The organism is Pedobacter ginsenosidimutans (assembly GCF_001442625.1).
GTDB classification, from domain to species: domain Bacteria; phylum Bacteroidota; class Bacteroidia; order Sphingobacteriales; family Sphingobacteriaceae; genus Pedobacter; species Pedobacter ginsenosidimutans.
Window position 1 is genome coordinate 402,492 of sequence record NZ_LMZQ01000001.1, and the last position, 19,361, is coordinate 421,852.

A 19,361-nucleotide genomic window follows, 5' to 3' on the forward strand; every position below is an offset into this window, starting at 1 on the left:
TGGGATTGACGAGCCGCGGATTAAAACGAAACCGCTATACTAGCTGTAAGGGCTACGTTCGCATTTACCGCAGCGCCTTCTCTTGCAAATATTTTGTCTTTACTATCATAGGCTTTTCCCTCCAGTCTGATTACTGCATTTGCTATGGGCGAATAATCAAGATTTAACGAATAACCCTTGGTTTTAAAACCTTCTGGCGTTCCGGTTGCAATAAAAATTCCGTTTTTATCTTCATAATATTCGAACCTTCCGGCAACTGCCCATTTTGGTGCAAATTTATATTGTAGGATTGCTACTGGTGAGATCACCTCATTTTTATCATCACTTCCTTTTTGTTTCTGCTGGGTTCCGTAATCCAATCCAAGGGTTACGCCAAATTTATCAGTAAGTTGAAAGATGCCATAAATGTTGTGGTAAAATCTATTTACCCTAACCGAATCAGCCCCTTCCGTTCCAAGATAATTGCTGTAGTTTACCGTAATCTTAGCGGTGGGTTTCCAACTCAATTGAAGTCCGCCTGCAGGTTTGTTGTTTCCATTCTGGCGGCTAATGCGTTGCCATCCGTTCAGATAAAGTGCAGTTGCTGTAAATTTGCCATCTTTGGTACCATAGCTAATTTTCGCACCCGACTCGTAATAAGGGGTATTCTCTGAAGAAATATTCCTGGTGAGTACCCAACAGTCTTTCGAAACTGCACTTTCAAAACCAATATGCGAAGAAAATATTCCGGCGTCGATCCAAAGGTTTTCTGATTTCGACAATTTCACACCCGCATTGGCCTCGAAGATATTTTTTAATACCCCAGGTTCGGCAGCAAGATTGGCATTGGCATAAGTTCCGGCCATTACCGCTAAGTTTGCACGGATATTTCCACTGTCATATGCAGCTTTAATAAAGCCGAGGTTCAGATTTACTTCATTTGCACGGTTATGTGAATAAATAAATCCCGGGCGGTTATGATCGGCTGGTTTGTTAAAATCATATCCATAATAGGCTTCAAGATAACCCGTTACTTTAATTTTAGGTTCTTCCTGTGCTTTCGCGAAGAATCCTGTAGTAAGTGCAGCAGCAAGTAATACTATTTTTTTCATCTGTATTCTATTTATTTTTATCTGATTGTTTTATTGGGGTATCATTGTGTCGTCATTCCCGCGCAGGCGGGAATCTTAATACACGATACATTAGCATTAAGATTCCCAATCAAGTTGGGAATGACGATCCTCCGCAACCTGTCTCCGCTGTTATCTATCCCTTAAGTTTTGGCAAACGCTTTACAGGCAGGTAGTAGGATGGTCAGTTTTTAAAGTTCGTCAAGGGCAAGGTTTAATTTCAACACATTTACCGATGATGGCCCGAACATTCCCATAAAGGGCTTAAGGGTATTCATGGCAACAAGTTCTTTTACTTTTTTCTCATCTATATTTCTGGCTTTTGCAACCCTCCGGATCTGAATTGCAGCGCCTTGCTCAGAAATATTTGGATCAAGCCCGCTTCCTGATGCGGTAACCATATCGGCAGGGATATCTGATTTTTTGATACCAGGGTTGTATTTCAATAAGGTATCGATACGCGACTGCACTTCTTTTAAATAATCGGGGTTGGATGGGCCTTTGTTAGAACCCGCAGAACCCGCTGCGTTGTAAGCAACTGCCGATGGTCTTCCCCAGAAATATTGTGGTTTGGTAAAAGATTGCCCTAATAGTGCATAACCTACCGTTTTACCATTTTTGGTGATTTTTTCTCCTCCACCGTTCCCTTTAGACATTTTGCCAATAAAGGCCACAGTAACTGGATATACTACGCATAACAGTACCAATAGTACAAGGGTTAAGCGGATGGATTGAATGATATACTTTTTCATGATGATATTTTTTATTTCTTGTTGTCATCCTGAGCTTGTCGAAGGACTTTTGTTATTGCGTTTCGACAGGCTCAACGTGACATTTTTCTTTATACAAATAAACCGACCAATAAATCGATTATTTTAATGCCTATAAATGGGGCTACTACCCCACCAATGCCATATATAAACAGGTTTCTGCGTAATAAAGCAGTTGCGCCGATAGGTTTGTAGGCCACTCCTTTTAATGCCAGGGGAATCAGGATTGGAATAATGATGGCGTTAAAAATCACAGCCGACATGATGGCTGATTCTGGTGAATGCAGGCCCATAATATTCAGGCTTTGCAAGGCAGGAATTGAAGCGATAAACAATGCCGGAACGATGGCGAAATACTTGGCCACATCATTCGCGATGGAAAAAGTAGTTAGCGTACCACGTGTAATTAGTAACTGTTTACCAATTTCTACGATCTCGATCAGTTTAGTGGGGTCGTTATCCAAATCGACCATATTACCTGCCTCTTTCGCAGCCTGTGTTCCACTGTTCATGGCTACACCAACATCTGCCTGTGCTAAGGCAGGCGCATCATTAGTCCCATCTCCCATCATTGCTACCAGTTTACCTAGTGTCTGTTCGTCTTTGATGTAGTTCATTTTATCCTCGGGTTTGGCCTCAGCGATAAAATCGTCAACACCAGCTTTCTCTGCGATATATTTAGCTGTTAATGGATTATCACCTGTAACCATCACGGTTTTCACACCCATTTTCCTTAAACGTTCGAAACGTTCGCTGATACCTGGTTTAATGATATCCTGTAATTCGATTACGCCAAGGGCTTTTTCATTTTCAGACACCACGAGGGGCGTTCCCCCATTGGTAGCAATGGCCTTCACATGATTTTCGATATCGGAAGGAAAAATATTCCCAGCTTTTTCTACAATATTCCGGATCGAATCGAAAGCCCCTTTTCTGATTCTTCTTCCATCAAGGGTATCTAATCCACTTGAGCGGGTTTCGGCTGTGAATTTGATAAAAGTAGATCCTTGAGGCGTTCCGGCAGATTTAACACCCTGTTCAGCAGCCAGTTCGATGATTGACTTTCCCTCTGGGGTTTCATCGGCCAAAGAGCTCAGCAAACAGGCATCAGTAAAAGCTTTAATGTTTACACCTGCTGTTGGATAAAAATTGGTTGCTTTACGGTTACCAATAGTGATCGTTCCAGTTTTATCTAAAAGCAATACATCAATATCGCCAGCAGTTTCTACCGCTTTACCCGATTTGGTAATTACATTGGCTCTTAGCGCCCTGTCCATTCCAGCGATACCGATAGCAGATAAAAGTCCGCCTATAGTGGTTGGGATCAGACATACAAATAGTGAGATCAAAGCAGCAATGGTAATCGGCGTATTGGCATAATCGGCAAAAGGTTTCAGCGTTACACATACGATGATAAACACCAGGGTAAAACTGGCCAGTAAAATGGTTAAAGCAATTTCGTTTGGTGTTTTCTGACGCGATGCACCCTCAACCAGGGCAATCATCTTATCTAAGAAGCTTTCGCCTGGAGCAGTGCTTACCTGAACTTTAATTTCATCAGATAATACTTTTGTACCTCCGGTTACAGAAGATTTATCCCCCCCTGATTCGCGTATTACAGGAGCAGATTCTCCGGTAATGGCCGATTCGTCAATAGTCGCAATACCTTCAATAATCTCTCCATCAGTTGGGATGGTATCGCCTGTTTCGCAAATAAACACATCGCCTTTTTTTAACTGGTTGGACGAACGGATTTCGATGGTTCCATTAGCCAAAAGCACTTTTGCAGGTGTTTCTTCTCTTGTTTTACGCAGACTGTCGGCTTGTGCTTTACCTCTTGCTTCTGCAATAGCCTCGGCGAAGTTTGCGAACAGCACAGTAAGCAATAAAATTAAAAAGATGAAGAAATTGTATAACGGTGATCCCTGTCCGCTATGGCTAAAAGAGTACACAGTAACATAAGCCATTACCAGTGTTCCTATTTCGACGGTAAACATGACCGGATTACGGACCATTACCCTCGGATCGAGTTTGATGAAAGATTGTTTTAGCGCAGTCTGCACCAAGGCAGGTTCGAACAATTTATTATTGGGTTTCATTTTCTTTTAATTTATGTATTGGTTGTCATCCTGAGCTTGTCGAAGGACCTTTGATAAATGCATTTCGACTACTTGTCCCGTTTTTTTTATCTGGAGGCTCAATGTGACAACTCTCATTTATTTAAGCATGGTAAAATATTCTGCCAAGGGTCCTAAAGCCAGAGCAGGGAAATAAGATAATGCGTTCAGTACCAGAATAACCGCGAAAGTCATTAGGGCAAAGGTTTTGGTATCTGTTTTAAGCGTACCGGCTGATTCAGGAATGAATTTTTTGGCACCTAATAATCCAGCGATGGCAACAGGCCCGATAATCGGTAAGAAACGGCCTAGGAAAATCACAATACCGGTAGATAGATTCCAGAAGATATTGTTATCGCCCAATCCTTCAAACCCAGAGCCGTTGTTGGCGTTAGATGAAGTCATTTCATAAAGCATCTCAGAGAATCCATGGAAACCAGGGTTGTTTAGCCAGTTTTTAGGTTGCACTGCCCAAGCTGCATCACCATGACTGGTAAAAATATAACTTGCAATGGCAGTTCCGGCAAGGATCAAAAATGGGCTTAACAAAGTGATAATTGCCGCAATCTTGATCTCTCTGGCCTCAACTTTATGTCCAAGAAACTCTGGGGTTCTGCCCACCATCAAGCCTGAAATAAATACAGCAACAATCAGATAAATAAAGTAATTCAATAAACCTACACCACAACCTCCGTAAAAGGAGTTGATCATCATGGCCAATAATTGCCATAATCCGGTTAAAGGCATCGTACTGTCGTGCATACCGTTTACCGATCCGGTAGAAATTACAGTGGTAAGTGTACTCCAATAGGCGGTGGCTGCAGGTCCGAAACGCACTTCTTTACCTTCCATTGCCCCTGTTGTTTGCGAGATCCCCATTTTGGCCAGGGCCGGATTACCGCCCAATTCTGAACTTAAGGTTGGTAAAAGCAGCATGAACAAACCAATGGTCATTACACCAAAAATGGTCCATGCTAATTTTTTCCTGCGAATGAAGTAACCAAAGGCGATGATCATTGCTAAAGGAATAATCGTTTGCGCCATCATTTCTACCATATTGGTTAGGTAGCTTGGATTTTCAAAAGGATGTGCCGAATTGGCTCCAAAGTAACCTCCGCCATTTGTACCTAAATGTTTAATGGCAATCATTTGAGCAGCTGGCCCTCTCGAAACATGTACGGTATCGCCTTGCAGGGAAATAAATTGATCTTTACCCTCATAGCTTGCGGGGGTACCGTTAAAAGTTAAGATTAAAGCAACCACAAGCGACAAAGGCAATAATAAACGGGTAATTGATTTTACAAAGAATTCCCAGAAATTACCGAGCTCAGTTGTTGTTTTATCTCTAAAAGCTTTGAAAAGGACTACCGCAGCGGCAATACCTGTTGCAGCGCTTACAAACTGAAGAAACATCAGTACGTATTGCTGAGTGAGGTAACTTACACCACTTTCGCCCGAATAATGCTGTAGGTTACAGTTGGCAACAAAGCTGATAATAGTGTTGAAGGCCAGATCTGGCGTCATCGCAGGGTTTCCATCCGGATTGAATGGAAGTTTATCCTGAAAGATGAGGACAAAAAAGCCGTAAAACAACCATAGTATATTAATGGTAAGCAGTGCTTTTAACTGCTGTTTCCAGTTCATCTGTTCTTTAATGTTGATTCCGGAAAGCTTGTAAATACCAGTTTCCAATGGCTTTAAAAAATCTGTCCAGACTTTTTCTCCTGCAAAAACCTTAGCCAGGTATTTACCCAGTGGTATTGCGATGACCAGGGTGAGCAGGAAGGTGGCGATAATGCCTGTTAATTCAGTGTTCATTTTTTGATTTGTTAATTATCCTCCGTAGAGGAGAAAGGATTAAAATTTTTCAGGTTTGATCAGCACGTAGATCATATAGATAAATACGGCGATGGCGATAATGAATAATGCGATCATAATGTTAGATTTTTTCGAACCAGTCGATTGATTTGTAAGTAGCCCAGCAGAGCAGGATGAGGATTAAAAAAATTAGTATTGTCATGATGTATTGATTTTATATGCCATTAGCCAACTCTTATACCACAAAAGAAAAACAAATCACAAACAATTGATTTACAATAATTTACAAAATAAAACAACTTTTAAAGTTAAATTAGACATAAAAAAACCCTTCCATTTTGGAAAGGTTTTTTTCATTTGGGAAAAATTAGTTCGTCATTGCTGAGAAAAAACGACAGCCTAATCTCTCGTCTTAGCATCTCGCAAAGACACCACAATTTAATTCCATGTTCTCCGAGTCTCCGTGGCAAAAACTAAAGTCTTAGCGAGACGCTAAGACTAGGAAAGAAGCCAATACTAGGAGAGCTTCAAAGTTTCGAGTAAACTGATGTAAATATCTATCCCTTCTTCAATTTCTTCAATGCCTATAAATTCATCGGCAGTATGCGAACGTGCAGAATTACCTGGCCCCATTTTAACCGAAGGCATATCTAACCAGCCCTGGTCTGAACTTGTTGGCGAAAGGTAAGTTTTCCTGCCAAGCGAAAGTCCGCTTATCACAACAGGATGAAGCATATCAATAAAAGATGGTTTTAATACATTTGGCCGCAAAGTAAAATGACATGAGGTATGGTTGATGATGGTATTCATGATTTCTCTTTCGGTATAATTATGGTCGAAACGGATATCTACCGTAAAACTGCACTCAGCCGGAACAATGTTGTGTTGAATACCTGCCTTGATCTCTGTAACCGTCATTTTAACAGGCTGAGGCTGATCATCCATAATGGGAAACAGATAATTTTTGAACCAGTCGATATCTTTAAGGGCATGATAAATCGCATTATCGCCTTCCTCTCTAGCTGCATGGCCTGAGCGGCCTTTTGAAACGCAGTCGATTACCATCGAACCCTTTTCGGCAATGGCCATATGCATACCCGTGGGCTCGCCTACAATGGCAAAAGATATTTCTTTAATATCAGGTAGTATACTGCGGATGCCCAATTCTCCTGAGGTTTCTTCTTCAGCAGTTGCCGCCAGGCATAGGTTAAAGGGAAGATCTTTTCGCTCATAGAAATACAAGAAAGTAGCGGTTAAAGCCACTAGCGGACCGCCAGCATCGTTACTGCCCAGCCCGTATATTTTTTCATCTTCTATAATCGGGCTAAAAGGATCTCTGGTATACTGTTCATTGGGTTTAACCGTATCGTGGTGAGAGTTTAACAGGATGGTTGGCTTTGAAGCATCCAGGTGTTTATTGTAACACCAGATATTGTTGTATTTCCTAAATGTGTTTATACCTTGCAAGTTTAAGAAAGATTCGATCTGATCGGCAGTAAGCATCTCATCACCACTAATGGAAGGAATAGCGATTAAAGCGGAAAGGAGTTCGAGTGATTCCTGATAGAGGTGATTAAGATCAGGACCTTCGGTAAGTTTTATTTTACTGATCGTGTTCATGACAATGTGGTTAGGTGTTTAAGAATAAATAACTTCCTGATAGATCTCAGCATGCTGATAAACTATGGGCTGTGCATCAGAAAAGTATTCCGGATCAAAAAGCATAGCGGTACAGAGACAATTGCATTTTTTCTTGCGTGTTAAAATATCATAGTTCACACAGCTTTTGCAGCCTTCCCAGAAATGCTCATCGTGGGTGATCTCGGCAAAACTGACTGGCAGAAAACCAAGTTTGGCATTCATCCGCATAATTGCCGGACCTGAGGTAATGCTAAAAATTTTTGAATTGGGATACAATCTTCTCGACATTTTGAAGATTCTGTTTTTGATGGATCTGGCTACCCCGGAGTTCCTGAATTTAGGAGCAACAATAAGTCCTGAGTTGGAAACGAAGCGTTCATTTTCCCAGGTTTCGAGGTAAGAAAAACCTACCCACTCGCCGGTATTAGTTAAAGCAATAACTGCCTTGCCAGCAGCCATTTTCTCAATTACCGAGGCTAAGGTTCTTTTTGCAATGCCTGAACCTCTTGCGATAGCTGATTGTTCTGTTTCCTGTATAATTTCTTCTGCGTAATGTGCATCGCCCTGATCAGCAATGCGGACAAAAATGATGTGGTTATCCATTATGATTTAAATTTTCATACCAGGCCAATTACAAAGGAAGTGCCTCAAACCAGCATTAAGGGCTAAATAGCCATTTAAACAATGGTGCAGGGCTTTATTTTTTTTCCATGAGCGCCGTATATAGGAGGTACCTTACCAAAATGGAAGGATTAATTTCATTATGAAAACCCATTGTGCCATTTTGTAACCTGGAGCATTAACAAGCCAAAAACTTTGTGGCCACATTAAACGTATGTTAGTTAAAACCATACATACGTATAATGAGAAAGGGTACGATAATACACATCGATCAATCGGTTGGCTTTGGATTTATACAAGACGAAAACGAACAGGAAATTACATTTTGTTTAAATCTTAATGAAAATCTCAGTGCAGGCGACCTGGTAGAATTCAAAATTGAACTAACGGCCTATGGGCTCACGGCCACCAACCTTCGCCTATTATTACATATTTAATGCACGTTTTCAGATTATTTTTGTATATTATAAAATAGCAGGATGATTATGTGTCGAAAAAGATCCCTTTTTGAAGCTAAAAGTTTATAACATTATGCTCAATTCTAACAACAACAGTTCTTTTGTACGGCCACTTATCCAGTATATGGAGCAATATCATAAACTTTCCAGTAGCCTTATTGCACAGTACGAAAAACATTGCTCATTGGTCACAATCAGAAAGAATAAACACATTGTTTCCCCCGTTGATAGTAATGCAGCACTTTTTTTTGTAAAAAGTGGCATTGTACGTGGTTTTATAAAAGATGGCGCCAAAGATATTACCACCTGGTTTTGTTTTGGAAATAATATTGTAGGAGCCATTCGTCACCCTGATTTACAAGCTAACCACTCTGCAGAATATTTACAGGCATTAGAGGATTGTGAACTGATCCGCATTCCCTATACGTTAATCGACTATGTATACGCTCATTTCGAGGAGGCCAATATTATCGGGCGAAAACTGCTAGCGTTACACTATTATGCTGCATCCGAAAGATCTATACTGGCTAGAATACCAAATGCATTGCGACGGTACCAAAAGCTGGCAGAAAGCGGAAAAGTAGACTTAAACAAAATACCGCTCCGCTATTTGGCAAGCTATTTAGGAATGAGATTAGAAACCTTAAGCAGGATCAGAAGCAAAGAACTGCATAAAAATGAGAATCGTGGGATTCCCGTATCAATAGAAAAGTAGTGATTAAACTTAGTTTGGATAAAAACCCTTCAAAAAACAAACCCCGTACAATTATTTGTACAGGGTTAATAATTTAGTAAATACGAAGGGTTTAACCTTTTTTAATCATATCAATCATCATCGAAATTTCATCTACTGCGGCTTCATTGCTACCATCAAAGCCCATCAGGTTAAATCTGATGTTCCCCGCAGGGTCGATCACAAATTTTGAAGGAATTCCCGAAACTTTATAATCAGTAACCACCTTGTTAACTTTCGAATCAGGATCTTTGGTATCCATTAACACCTCGAAACTATATTTCTGCGATTTAATATAATCGCTCGCATCCTGAGTTGGGGTAGCTGTTTTCTCCCAGGTATGAATAAATAAAAATTTCACGTTTGGATCTTCTTTATATTTATTAACCGCCATTTGCATTGCAGGAAAAGAAGCCTTACATGGCCCACACCAGGTAGCCCAAAAATCGAGGATTACGACCTTACCCTTTAAACTGCTTAGTGTAACTTTTTTACCTTCAATATCGGTTAATGTAAAATCTACAGCAGGTTTATTAATGATTTCTTTATTAAGTTTTTGCTGTAGATTGGCCAGAATCCCTTTTCTGATTTCAGCAGCATAGGCATCGAAACCCACATCACTTCCCTTTACTTTGATATAAAGTGTTTTAAAGGTACTGCTCATTTCATCATTGGCCTTGCCCGATTTTACGGCCTCTTCCAATTTAGCATAAGCCTCTTGATTTCTATTCAATGCCATTAATATTTTGGCATATTGGAAATTCGATCTCGGAGAAGCAGTTTTTGGATTTTTAGCCGCTAAATCGGCATAAATGAGTGCTTCATCATACTTCTTTTGTTCGAAAAGAATTCCAGCATAAGTCATGGTTAAGCCTGGGTAACCCGATGCAGCAAATTTGGATGAATTTTCGTTGGGTAACTTTCCGTCATAATAAATTTTAGCACTTTCCATGGCTTTTTTATAATATACAGCTGCATTTTTTAAATCGCCGGTTTTATAAAAAGCATCCGCAACACCATTAAACCCGTTTCCTTTCCAAAAATCTACCTGCAGCTTGTTAATATACTCAATAGCCTTAGTCGCATTTTTTTCTTTGGCATACTCGGAAGCAATAGCCGATACCACATAATCATACACAATCAATTCTTCTCCAGAGCCCGAAACCGGAAATTTTTTAATCCAGATTTTATAGGCATTTTCTTTCTCCAATGCAGTTTTGGCATCATAAATTTTGCTGGCTTCCTGTCCCCTTGCTCTCGCCCCTTTAGGAAACTTCTGTAATTCTACCTGAACAAGCGAATCGGAAGCTTTTACATTTTTTAACCGATAATAGTAATTAATGGCCAGGTCAACATCTTTTTCCTGATCGGCAGCGGCCAGCTTTTGCAATTTGGCTTCCAATAGGGCCTTATCTGCAGGTTCCTTAGATGCCACTAATTTATCCAGATAAATCCTGGTGGTATCTACTGGTTTGGTTTGTGCTTTTAAACCACTTATACTTCCTAAAATGAGAATAGAAAGCAATCCTAACATTTTGTTACTGATATTTAGTGTACTCATGTGATTAATCTTTAAATAGGTTTGACAATGTATTGTTCAATTCTTCTCCACGTAAATCTTTTGCAACCACTTTTCCATCTTTATCCAATAAAAAGCTGGCGGGAACCGATTTCACACCATATAATGCAGCTGCGGTATTCGCCCAGCCTTTCAGGTCAGAAACATGTTTCCAGGTTAAACCATCATCGTTAATTGCTTTGAGCCAGGCTTCTTTTTTGCTGTCTAACGATACGCCTAAAATTTCGAAGCCTTTATCATGATATTTTTTGTAGGCTGCAACTACATTCGGATTTTCTTTACGGCAGGGACCACACCAGCTTGCCCAGAAATCTACCAAAACATATTTTCCACGAAATGCAGAAAGTTTAAGTGGTTTTCCATCCACATCATTCATTACAAAATCCGGCGCCAGTTTTCCCGGAGCAGTTTTATTGGTTAATGCTAAACTGGCATTAATGGCTTTCCCATAAAATGAAGCTTTAACCGCTGGAGCAAATAATGCATACATTGCTGCTGCTTGCTCGGGATAGGGATAACTAATAAAGCGGTCTTCCACAATTGCGGCAACGGCTACCGATGAGGCGTGTGCTTTTACATAAGCTCTTACTGCATTTTGATTAAGCACATCAAGCGCTTTAAATTCATCATCAAAAGATTTGCGCTGTGCTGGGCTTAAGGTTACTTTACCTTTTTGGTTTGCGCTATCTAAACGGCGGTAAATATCACCAGCTTTTGCCGTTATCGCTTTCCAAGGGCCATTATAAAAACCAAAATAAATATCGGTTTCCGGCGAACCGATCACTTTGGCCATAAACAACGAATCCTTATCGCCAACGATTGAGATGTCTTTATTTTCTAAAAGAAAGTTTTTTTGTTGCTTACCGCCCTTAAGCTTTAAAGCATACATTTTAACCTCGGGCACTGTACCACTAAAAGCGAAACTGCCATTGGTAATAACAGTAGAATCCTTAATTTCTTTATCGCCAATGTTATGCGAAAGATAAATTAATCCCGTATTTATCCCTTTTATCTTACCCGTTAATTTATATCCTCTTTGTATGTTAAAAGCACTTGCTACCAAAAGAATCAAGGCTGCTGGTGCTATTAATTTTATTGTCTTTTTCATAGTTGATGTAGTTATGGGAGCCAGGTATTGGCTCCCAATAATTAATTTTGATAACCTGGATTTTGTGTTAAAGATGGATTGGCAAGAATCTGTGCCTGCGGAACTGGGAATAAAACCGAGGTTGTTTTCCAGGTTGGTTTTAATGCACCAATTACGGCATTAGCCCTATTGGTTCTTTTTAAATCAAACCAGCGGTGGCCCCACTCGCCAAAAAACTCTACTTTTCGTTCCTGCTCAATAGCAGCTAACATCTGCCCTTGATCTAAAGTAGCACTCACACCACCTAAACCAGCCCTGGTTCTAACCATATCAATATCTGTTTTTGCACCAGAAAGGTTGTTTTGTTGTGCACGGGCCTCAGCACGGATCAGGTATTGCTCAGCCAACCTAAGCGCAACATTATATTCATTGCCAGTTCCAGAGCCTATTTTATATTTGCTTATACCATAGTAGGTTTTTCCGCCAATTGTTTTGGTAACTGTCCAATTGGTACGGCGTAAATCAGTTGTGTTTTCAAAGCTTTGATACGTTACATCTGCTAATGTATAATTCGGGATCACCGCGGATAAAGTTACATATGCAGCGCCAGGCACAGAAAGCCCAGAAATATTACCGATCTGCCAGATAATTTCGTTACTGGTATTAACAAAAGCCGCCTCTGGAGCCGGAAGTGTATAAACTGCCGAACCTATAACCTGTGTAGCCTGTGCTTCTGCATTTGCATAATCTTTTTGGTAGAGGTAAACACGAGCTAAAAGTGCTGTTGCTGCGTATTTGTTCACCCTACCCCTAAATGTGCCCACATAAGCTGTAGGTAATAGATTTTGCGCTTCAGTTAAGTCCTTTATAATCTGTGTATAAACTCCTGTTGTTGATGTACGGGGTAAAGCTGCATTTTCAAAAGCGGAATAATCGTCTTTTAGTGGCAACGGTACGTCTCCATAAAGATTTACGAGATGGAAGTACGCAAATGCCCGCATAAATTTAGCTTCACCCAAAAGTTGATTTTTTACAGAAGGGGTTAAGGTTGTGGAAGCACTAAGACCGCTAATGGCATTATTGGCATTTTTTACCAGTTGGTAGGTTGTCCCCCATATGTTGTTAGCTGTACCATTATTATTTGAGATCGAATTGTTTGCGAACTCCTGGGTTAATACTACACTTGCATTATATTGCAACTCATCACTAGAAACTCCCGAGTAAAAAGTAAGTGAAGTAATTAAGCCATTGGTAGCCTGCGAAGAAAAAGAATACAGGCCCATCACAACGCTCTGTGCAGCTGCGTCTGTTTTAAAGGCATCTTGGAACAAAATCTGAGTGGGTGGCGCCCCCAATTCTACAAATTTTTTGCAGGAAGAAACAGTTAAGACTGTTGTAAAGATAATTGCTTTATAAAAGAAATTTCTATATATTTTTTTCATGATTTTATCAGTTAAAATGAACAGTTAACACCAAATACAATTGTTCTTAATGGAGGTAATACCTGACTAAGTGTACCGGTACCTAAACCTGGAGGCCCACCCGGAACAGTTGTTTCTGTATCTAAGATGTACTTATTCTTTGCCCATGTATATAAATTCTGGCCTTGAATAAAGATGCTACAGTTAGACATCTTAATCTGCTTTAACCATTCGGTAGGCAAAGAGTACGATAGGTTTACAGACCTCAGTTTTAAATATGAGGCGTCTCCATATACTGCATCAGACGATGTGAAATTGTTATAGGAAGCGGCAATTACTGATCCTGCTGTTGCCGATGCTCCCGGTAGGTTAGCATTTGTGTTTGTAGGTGTCCACCTGCCCAGCCAATAGTCGTTTTGGTTACCAAGTGCACCAGGTCTGTTGTTTACAATTTGCGTAACGCCAAAACGGTGATTAAATTGAAAAAATACGCCCAGTTCAAAATTCTTATAGGTGAAGGTATTGTTGAAACCTCCGAAAAATGGTGTTCCTAAATCTGCTATATACCGATCGTTAGCGGTAATGCTACCATCACCATCTTTGTCCTCATAAACTGCTGCTCCGTTGGCAGGGTTAGCACCTAGAAAGTGATACAGGCGAATGACATTGATTGGTTGCTCTACGATATAAGATGATGAATAAAATGATTTCTCCAGACCAGGGAAAGCTGTAATTTTGCTACTGGTAAAGGTGAAGTTCGCAGAAGTTTTCCACGAAAAATCTTTTGTCATCACATTGGTGGTATTCAATTCAAGTTCCAGCCCTTTATTCTGTATTGTTGCTGGTAAATTTAACATATAACTGTTGTATCCACTTTGACTGGCCAGAGCATTAGAAGTGATTTGATCTGCAGATCTGTTTCTGTAATAATTAGCAGTAAAAGAGATCCGATCCTTTAAAAAACCCAGGTCTATAGCAAACTCCATTTTTTTGGTGGTTTCCCATTGAATTGATTCGTTTGGTAATACGTTAACATTTGTGGCGGCATTACCCAAATATGCCGTAGATGATGAATATAATGGCAGATAAAGGTAGTTAGGGATCTGATCATTTCCTGTTGTACCATAACTTCCCCTCAGCTTCCCGAAACTTAGAAAAGCTAAATTATCTTTTACAAATTCCTCGTTTGAGAAAACCCAGCCTGCACCAATTGCACCAAAATTACCGAAGCGGTTTATCGTTCCAAACCGTGATGAACCATCCCTTCTAAAGGTGGCATTGAAAAGGTATTTTTCTTTCCACTCGTAATTTAGTTTTGCAAAAACAGCATCATATTTATACTTAACAATATTATTGTAAAATACAGTGGTGGTACCTGCGGCGCCCAATGTGCCCAAGAGTGCTTCATTGCTATAATTGGTTCCAGAAAGATAAAGTCCATTGGATGTGTTTTGTTGAAAACTTGCTCCAATAAGTGCTGTAAATTTCCCGTCCCCAATTGTTCTTACATAATCCAAGGTTGGCTCAACAATCCAGTTTTGAGCATTCAGATTAGTGAATTCAGCTGAACTTGAAGGATTGTTCGCAGGATTTTGAGATGATGCCGGATTGGTTGAGGTTTGATCAAGCCTGGTATTGGTATAACCAAAATTTGCTTTGGCAGTTAAACCTTGTAAAATGGTATACTTCAAATTAGCACTAGCAATTAAGTTATTGGTTACCCCGTTGTATCGCTTTAGTAAAGTTGCTATGGGGTTAGTGTAATTGGTAGACCAAAATAATTTGCCAGCAGCATCGTAAAGAGGAAGGTTTGGCGGCAAATTGTACACTGATGAAACATCTCCGGTTGGTATATTGGTATTATCATTAGCGTAGCTAACAGAAAACGAAGCTGTAAATTTTTTGTTTAGCGAGCTATGGTCTAAATTCAATCTCGAAGAGAATCTTTTATCATTATTATCGCCTAAAAAGACGGTACTTTCTCTGCGGTATGCAGAATTGAAGAAAAAGCGGGTCTGTTCATTACCACCAGACATTGATGCCTGAATTTCATTTATGTGGCCCCTGTTCCCAATAAACATTTTCTGGAAATCGGTTGAGCTATTTCTGTCCCATACCGTCAGATCCGGGGCATTACTGCTATTTGGCGTTACACCATCATTTTTAAACGCCTCTGTCCGCAGTGCCAGGTATTGTTCGAGATCTAACACAGGGATAAAACGGTTCACTTCTGTAAAGCCAGTGTTAAGGTTGAGTCCAATTTTTACTTTTCCCGATTTTCCTTTTTTGGTCGTAATTAAAACTACACCATTTGCACCTCTCGATCCATAAATTGAAGTAGCATCGGCATCTTTCAAAATATCGATACGCTCAATATCAGATGGGTTGATCATACTGAATGGACTAATTCCTCCACTGGCGCCTGAAGTGCCAAAAGCATTTAAGTTATCCGTTACAGGCTGACTTCCATTGAAATTGGTAAAAGGAACTCCGTCAATTACATATAATGGAATTCCTCCCTGCATTAGTGAATTTTGCCCTCTGATCTGCACCTGGATTGCTCCACCTGGAACACCATTATTCTGGGCAATCAATACACCAGACATCCTTCCTGACAATGCCGCTAAGGGGTTACCAACGGGTTGTTTTTCGATCTCTTTCGCCGTAATAGAAGCAATGGAGCCCGTACTCGTTTTTCTGGTTGTAGTACCATAACCGATAATCTGTACTTCATTTAGGCTACCCACCGAAGGTTTCATTACAATCTTGTACGAATTTTCTGAGCCGATAACTTGTTCCGCATTCTGATAGCCGATGCAGGTAAAAAGCAGCACTTTCGTTCCCTCATCCGGAAGGTTAACTCCAAACTGACCGTTTCTATCGGTTGCTGTGCTTACCTTATTGTTTTGCTTCAGCATGATTGAAACCCCTGGGATGGGAACTCCATCTTCATCTACTACAATACCAGAAATTCTGATATCAACAGGCACGGCTTTAACTTCTGGTTTTATCGAAGAAATTAAAATCCTGTTATTTAACTGCGTTATTTTAAAACGTTTGGAGTTAAACAGTACATCAAGCAGTTCCTGAACCGTACGTTTTTGTACCGGGATATTGAGTTCCTTTAGTTCTTTAAGATCGGTATTTCTATAAATGAAAATAAAAGGTGTTTGCTTTTGAATTTTTTCAATAGCAGAGAATACACTCTCATGATTTAATCCAAGCACTACTTCTGTATTAGAGATCGATTGACCTTTGGTATTAGAAGCAAAGATTAATGAAGAGGTGGCAAAGGTTACTATAGCTAATACAAAGCTTAAACGCATAATCTGACGAATTAGATATCGTGATTTTTTAGAAGCGAAAAATTTCTTACAGGGATTCCCGCCCTCTGCTGATTGTGCAGAAAATTTCATAATTTTAAATGTTTTAAATGATGCCTAAATTGTTTAATACATGCTGTTCCAATTCCAGCTGGAACAGTGCAAATTTTATCTCTCTGTCTTGCAAGGACAGGGAGATTTTTTCATCAGATGTGGAAATAGTAGAGTTCTTTCATGTAGTTTGGTTTGTTTGGTTTTAGTTGATATTGATTATTTAATTATTGCAATCCTTGCCCGAAATAAAAATCTCATTGGCTTTGGTTACGTATGCTGCATTATTAAAGGAAGTTATTACCTGCAAAATCTCATCTAAACTTTCTCCTTTCTGAAAAGTTGTGGTAAAGCGGCAATTTTTACCGGCATCATCCACAAAAGTAATTTTGGTTCCGAAGCGTTTAGCCAATACCTCAATGGCGTCTTTCATCGTAATATCTTCAAAGAAAATATCTTTTGCCTGCCAGTCTACAACTTCCTGCGATATCACTTTGGTCAAGCTTGGCATTTTTCTTTTCTCATCAAAGGTTAGCTGTTGATTAGGTGTAAGTACCCCTAAAAGCTTTTGATGATCCTGCACACTTACTTTTCCACGGGTTACGGTTATCACAACTTTTTGCCCTTCAATGGCTTTAATATTAAAAGCAGTACCTAGAACAGTTGTTTTAACTTTTCCTGCATAAACAATAAAGGGCTTGGCCGGATCATGAACAATATCAAAATATCCCTCCCCTTTAAGGGTTACTTCTCTGGTATTGCCATCAAAATGCTGGGGATACAGCAAAACTGCACCATTGTTTAATATCACTGTACTCCCATCTGGTAATACTATTTTTTTATGCTCCGTTTCTGCTACTACATTAACAACTGCTACATTGACTTTAGCGGTTATTTTTTGCGTTTCAGGCTTTAAAAAATAAAAAGTAGAAAAACCTGCAATCAAGAATACAGCAGCCCAACCTATCCAGGCAAAATTTAATTTAAAAGACTTCTTTTCTTCCTCGCCAACAATTTCATTAAAAATTTTATTGGCTTTACTTTCTCCTATAGTTTCGTCAGATTGAAATAAATCCCAATCTTTTTCCATTAAGCGTTTTTCAAATTCAACATTGCTTGAGGCGTTAAGATGATTAAATAAAACGCTCTTTTCTTCTTCTGATATAGTATTTTGAGCATACTTACCCAGAAGTTCACTTATTTCTTCATTTTTCATACAAATGGCGATATAGAAAAGATATTATTTTGTTCGTTTTAATAGTTGACGTTTGTAAAGTATAAAAGGGGGTAGTCAAAAAAATATTTTTTTAAAATATTTTTAAATTTCAACCGTATTTTAAAAGAAAACCGTTCTAAAACAGGAATAGATTACATTATTTCAATAATCCAAGGAAAACGAAAGATATAAGTGGTATGGTATTATTTTCGCCTACCATGTTGCGTAATGTTTTTAGGGCTTCTCTTAAATGAACCTTAACAGTTGCGGGTGCAATATGGAGTATTTCTGCAACTTCTTTTTGTTTCATACCTTCAATATGGCACATCCTGTAAACCAGTCCTTGCTGTTTGGGTAGTTTAGCCAGTAATTGATCAACGTAGCTTTGTGCATCTTTTCGCATAATGGCATCTTCAGTCCCTGTGTCCTGCTCGCTCCACTCAACTTCCTGTAAGTCTGATGTTTTGTTTTCAGCAGCAATAGCCCTAAGCAAGTCTAAGGTAAGATTAACGGCAATTCTTCGAATGTATCCACCAAAGTTTTCAATTGCATTTAGATTTCCCCTTTTTAACCAGATTTTAAGGAAGGTTTCCTGAACTACTTCTTCAGCTCTTTCTTTAGATTTCAGGTAGCGGTTGGCATAAGAAAAAACCTTATTTTTATAAGCATCAAAGATCAAGCGAAAGGCCTGTTGATCGCCAACAGCTATTTTGAGCATTAAATCTCGTTCCTCTCCCAATTCCTTATTTTGCATATACTAATATAATATTTTCAAAGCAGGTTTTCTTGATTGATGAAGTGTTTTTGCTGTACAAAAAGGTCTCATTCATTAAATGACATTGAATTTAAAAAAAACTCATAGGGTGCTAAAAAATTAGTTCCTAACCCACAATGGCTAAAATTATATCTTCGGTCCGAATCTATAATTTTTGGTAAGACTACAAAAAAATCTGATTATTTCTGCTAATCAGGATATAATTTGACAATAAGTTCCTTAAAAATAGCGCTTCAGCCTCAAAACTATTCAGTTTTATTTACACAATTGCTCAAATTCAGCAATTTTCAGATAAATGAGGCGATATGAGAGGTTATTTTAACCGCTAAATAAACAGATGAAAAATGATTCGGATTAAAACGCAAAAAAGCCACGATGAAACATCATGGCTTGTATTAATCAACTAAACCTTATAAATACTAACCAAATATTTATGATTCAAAAGTAAGTTAAGTGTATTAATTGGAAATTAAGTTAGGATTAAATGAAAGAAAATAACTAAGCATTATCGAAAATATTCATAAATTAAAATCAAGTACAAGAGCAGGAACGCCTTTATACTGATTGCGCTATCATCCCTAAAAGACGCTCACTAGATATCCCCAATATCCATTGGTATGCAATTATAATGGCTCTCCATCA

General features: G+C 39.2%; 15 protein-coding genes. 2 read left to right on the forward strand and 13 right to left on the reverse strand.

The window, feature by feature from the left end:
- Positions 1–20: 20 nt before the first annotated feature.
- From ASU31_RS01575 to ASU31_RS01600, 7 genes are all read right to left on the reverse strand, one after another.
- Complete coding sequence (locus ASU31_RS01575) at positions 21–1,091, reverse strand: porin (RefSeq protein WP_057930636.1); 1,071 nt, start codon at positions 1,089–1,091, stop codon at positions 21–23.
- A 209-nt stretch (positions 1,092–1,300) separates the two neighbouring features.
- Complete coding sequence (locus ASU31_RS01580; protein WP_057930637.1) at positions 1,301–1,861, reverse strand: K(+)-transporting ATPase subunit C; 561 nt, start codon at positions 1,859–1,861, stop codon at positions 1,301–1,303.
- 89 nt (positions 1,862–1,950) lie between these two features.
- Entirely contained in the window at positions 1,951–3,978 is a 2,028-nt protein-coding gene (gene kdpB, locus ASU31_RS01585; protein WP_057930638.1) for a potassium-transporting ATPase subunit KdpB, read from the reverse strand.
- Between the two features lie 117 nt (positions 3,979–4,095).
- Positions 4,096–5,814 carry a potassium-transporting ATPase subunit KdpA gene (kdpA, locus tag ASU31_RS01590; protein WP_057930639.1) on the reverse strand — a complete coding sequence of 573 codons (1,719 nt, stop codon included), beginning with the start codon at positions 5,812–5,814 and terminating at the stop codon, positions 4,096–4,098.
- Positions 5,815–5,853: 39 nt separating this feature from the next.
- Positions 5,854–5,931, reverse strand: coding sequence for a potassium-transporting ATPase subunit F (locus ASU31_RS27070; RefSeq protein ID WP_082035969.1), 78 nt, complete (start codon positions 5,929–5,931; stop codon positions 5,854–5,856).
- 399 nt (positions 5,932–6,330) lie between these two features.
- The gene (locus tag ASU31_RS01595) at positions 6,331–7,434 is read right to left on the reverse strand and encodes a M20/M25/M40 family metallo-hydrolase (RefSeq protein ID WP_057930640.1); all 1,104 of its coding nucleotides are present in this window, start codon (positions 7,432–7,434) and stop codon (positions 6,331–6,333) included.
- Between the two features lie 18 nt (positions 7,435–7,452).
- On the reverse strand, positions 7,453–8,058 hold the full coding sequence (locus tag ASU31_RS01600) for an N-acetyltransferase (RefSeq protein ID WP_057930641.1): 606 nt from the start codon (positions 8,056–8,058) through the stop codon (positions 7,453–7,455).
- 260 nt (positions 8,059–8,318) lie between these two features.
- On the opposite strand from ASU31_RS01600, the gene ASU31_RS01605 reads away from it, so the two are divergent.
- Both ASU31_RS01605 and ASU31_RS01610 read left to right on the forward strand, forming a co-directional pair.
- Complete coding sequence (locus ASU31_RS01605) at positions 8,319–8,513, forward strand: cold-shock protein (RefSeq protein WP_057930642.1); 195 nt, start codon at positions 8,319–8,321, stop codon at positions 8,511–8,513.
- A gap of 94 nt (positions 8,514–8,607) precedes the next feature.
- Positions 8,608–9,249, forward strand: a complete 642-nt coding sequence (locus tag ASU31_RS01610; RefSeq protein WP_057930643.1) for a Crp/Fnr family transcriptional regulator — start codon at positions 8,608–8,610, stop codon at positions 9,247–9,249.
- Between the two features lie 91 nt (positions 9,250–9,340).
- Here ASU31_RS01610 and ASU31_RS01615 read toward each other — a convergent pair whose 3' ends face one another.
- The 6 genes from ASU31_RS01615 to ASU31_RS01640 form a co-directional block, all read right to left on the reverse strand.
- Positions 9,341–10,828, reverse strand: a complete 1,488-nt coding sequence (locus ASU31_RS01615) for a redoxin domain-containing protein (protein WP_057930644.1) — start codon at positions 10,826–10,828, stop codon at positions 9,341–9,343.
- 4 nt (positions 10,829–10,832) lie between these two features.
- Positions 10,833–11,954, reverse strand: coding sequence for a TlpA disulfide reductase family protein (locus ASU31_RS01620; RefSeq protein WP_057930645.1), 1,122 nt, complete (start codon positions 11,952–11,954; stop codon positions 10,833–10,835).
- A 41-nt stretch (positions 11,955–11,995) separates the two neighbouring features.
- A complete protein-coding gene (locus ASU31_RS01625) occupies positions 11,996–13,375 on the reverse strand; it encodes a RagB/SusD family nutrient uptake outer membrane protein (protein WP_057930646.1) in 1,380 nt (459 codons plus the stop codon).
- Positions 13,376–13,386: 11 nt separating this feature from the next.
- Positions 13,387–16,770 carry a SusC/RagA family TonB-linked outer membrane protein gene (locus ASU31_RS01630; protein ID WP_057930647.1) on the reverse strand — a complete coding sequence of 1,128 codons (3,384 nt, stop codon included), beginning with the start codon at positions 16,768–16,770 and terminating at the stop codon, positions 13,387–13,389.
- 181 nt (positions 16,771–16,951) lie between these two features.
- Positions 16,952–17,944 (reverse strand): FecR family protein, encoded by a 993-nt coding sequence (locus ASU31_RS01635; protein WP_057930648.1) that lies wholly within the window; start codon positions 17,942–17,944, stop codon positions 16,952–16,954.
- A 157-nt stretch (positions 17,945–18,101) separates the two neighbouring features.
- Positions 18,102–18,698, reverse strand: coding sequence for an RNA polymerase sigma factor (locus ASU31_RS01640; RefSeq protein WP_057930649.1), 597 nt, complete (start codon positions 18,696–18,698; stop codon positions 18,102–18,104).
- Positions 18,699–19,361 lie beyond the last annotated feature (663 nt).

What these genes read in the sequence shown, in the direction of transcription:
- ASU31_RS01610 (WP_057930643.1), top strand. Translation starts at nt 8,608, where the DNA reads ATGCTCAATTCTAACAACAACAGTTCTTTTGTACGGCCACTTATCCAG.
- ASU31_RS01625 (WP_057930646.1), bottom strand. Translation starts at nt 13,375, where the DNA reads ATGAAAAAAATATATAGAAATTTCTTTTATAAAGCAATTATCTTTACA.
- ASU31_RS01640 (WP_057930649.1), bottom strand. Translation starts at nt 18,698, where the DNA reads ATGCAAAATAAGGAATTGGGAGAGGAACGAGATTTAATGCTCAAAATA.
- kdpA (WP_057930639.1), bottom strand. Translation starts at nt 5,814, where the DNA reads ATGAACACTGAATTAACAGGCATTATCGCCACCTTCCTGCTCACCCTG.
- ASU31_RS01605 (WP_057930642.1), top strand. Translation starts at nt 8,319, where the DNA reads ATGAGAAAGGGTACGATAATACACATCGATCAATCGGTTGGCTTTGGA.
- ASU31_RS01630 (WP_057930647.1), bottom strand. Translation starts at nt 16,770, where the DNA reads ATGAAATTTTCTGCACAATCAGCAGAGGGCGGGAATCCCTGTAAGAAA.
- ASU31_RS01580 (WP_057930637.1), bottom strand. Translation starts at nt 1,861, where the DNA reads ATGAAAAAGTATATCATTCAATCCATCCGCTTAACCCTTGTACTATTG.
- kdpB (WP_057930638.1), bottom strand. Translation starts at nt 3,978, where the DNA reads ATGAAACCCAATAATAAATTGTTCGAACCTGCCTTGGTGCAGACTGCG.
- ASU31_RS01600 (WP_057930641.1), bottom strand. Translation starts at nt 8,058, where the DNA reads ATGGATAACCACATCATTTTTGTCCGCATTGCTGATCAGGGCGATGCA.
- ASU31_RS01620 (WP_057930645.1), bottom strand. Translation starts at nt 11,954, where the DNA reads ATGAAAAAGACAATAAAATTAATAGCACCAGCAGCCTTGATTCTTTTG.
- ASU31_RS01615 (WP_057930644.1), bottom strand. Translation starts at nt 10,828, where the DNA reads ATGAGTACACTAAATATCAGTAACAAAATGTTAGGATTGCTTTCTATT.
- ASU31_RS01575 (WP_057930636.1), bottom strand. Translation starts at nt 1,091, where the DNA reads ATGAAAAAAATAGTATTACTTGCTGCTGCACTTACTACAGGATTCTTC.
- ASU31_RS27070 (WP_082035969.1), bottom strand. Translation starts at nt 5,931, where the DNA reads ATGATCGCATTATTCATTATCGCCATCGCCGTATTTATCTATATGATC.
- ASU31_RS01635 (WP_057930648.1), bottom strand. Translation starts at nt 17,944, where the DNA reads ATGAAAAATGAAGAAATAAGTGAACTTCTGGGTAAGTATGCTCAAAAT.
- ASU31_RS01595 (WP_057930640.1), bottom strand. Translation starts at nt 7,434, where the DNA reads ATGAACACGATCAGTAAAATAAAACTTACCGAAGGTCCTGATCTTAAT.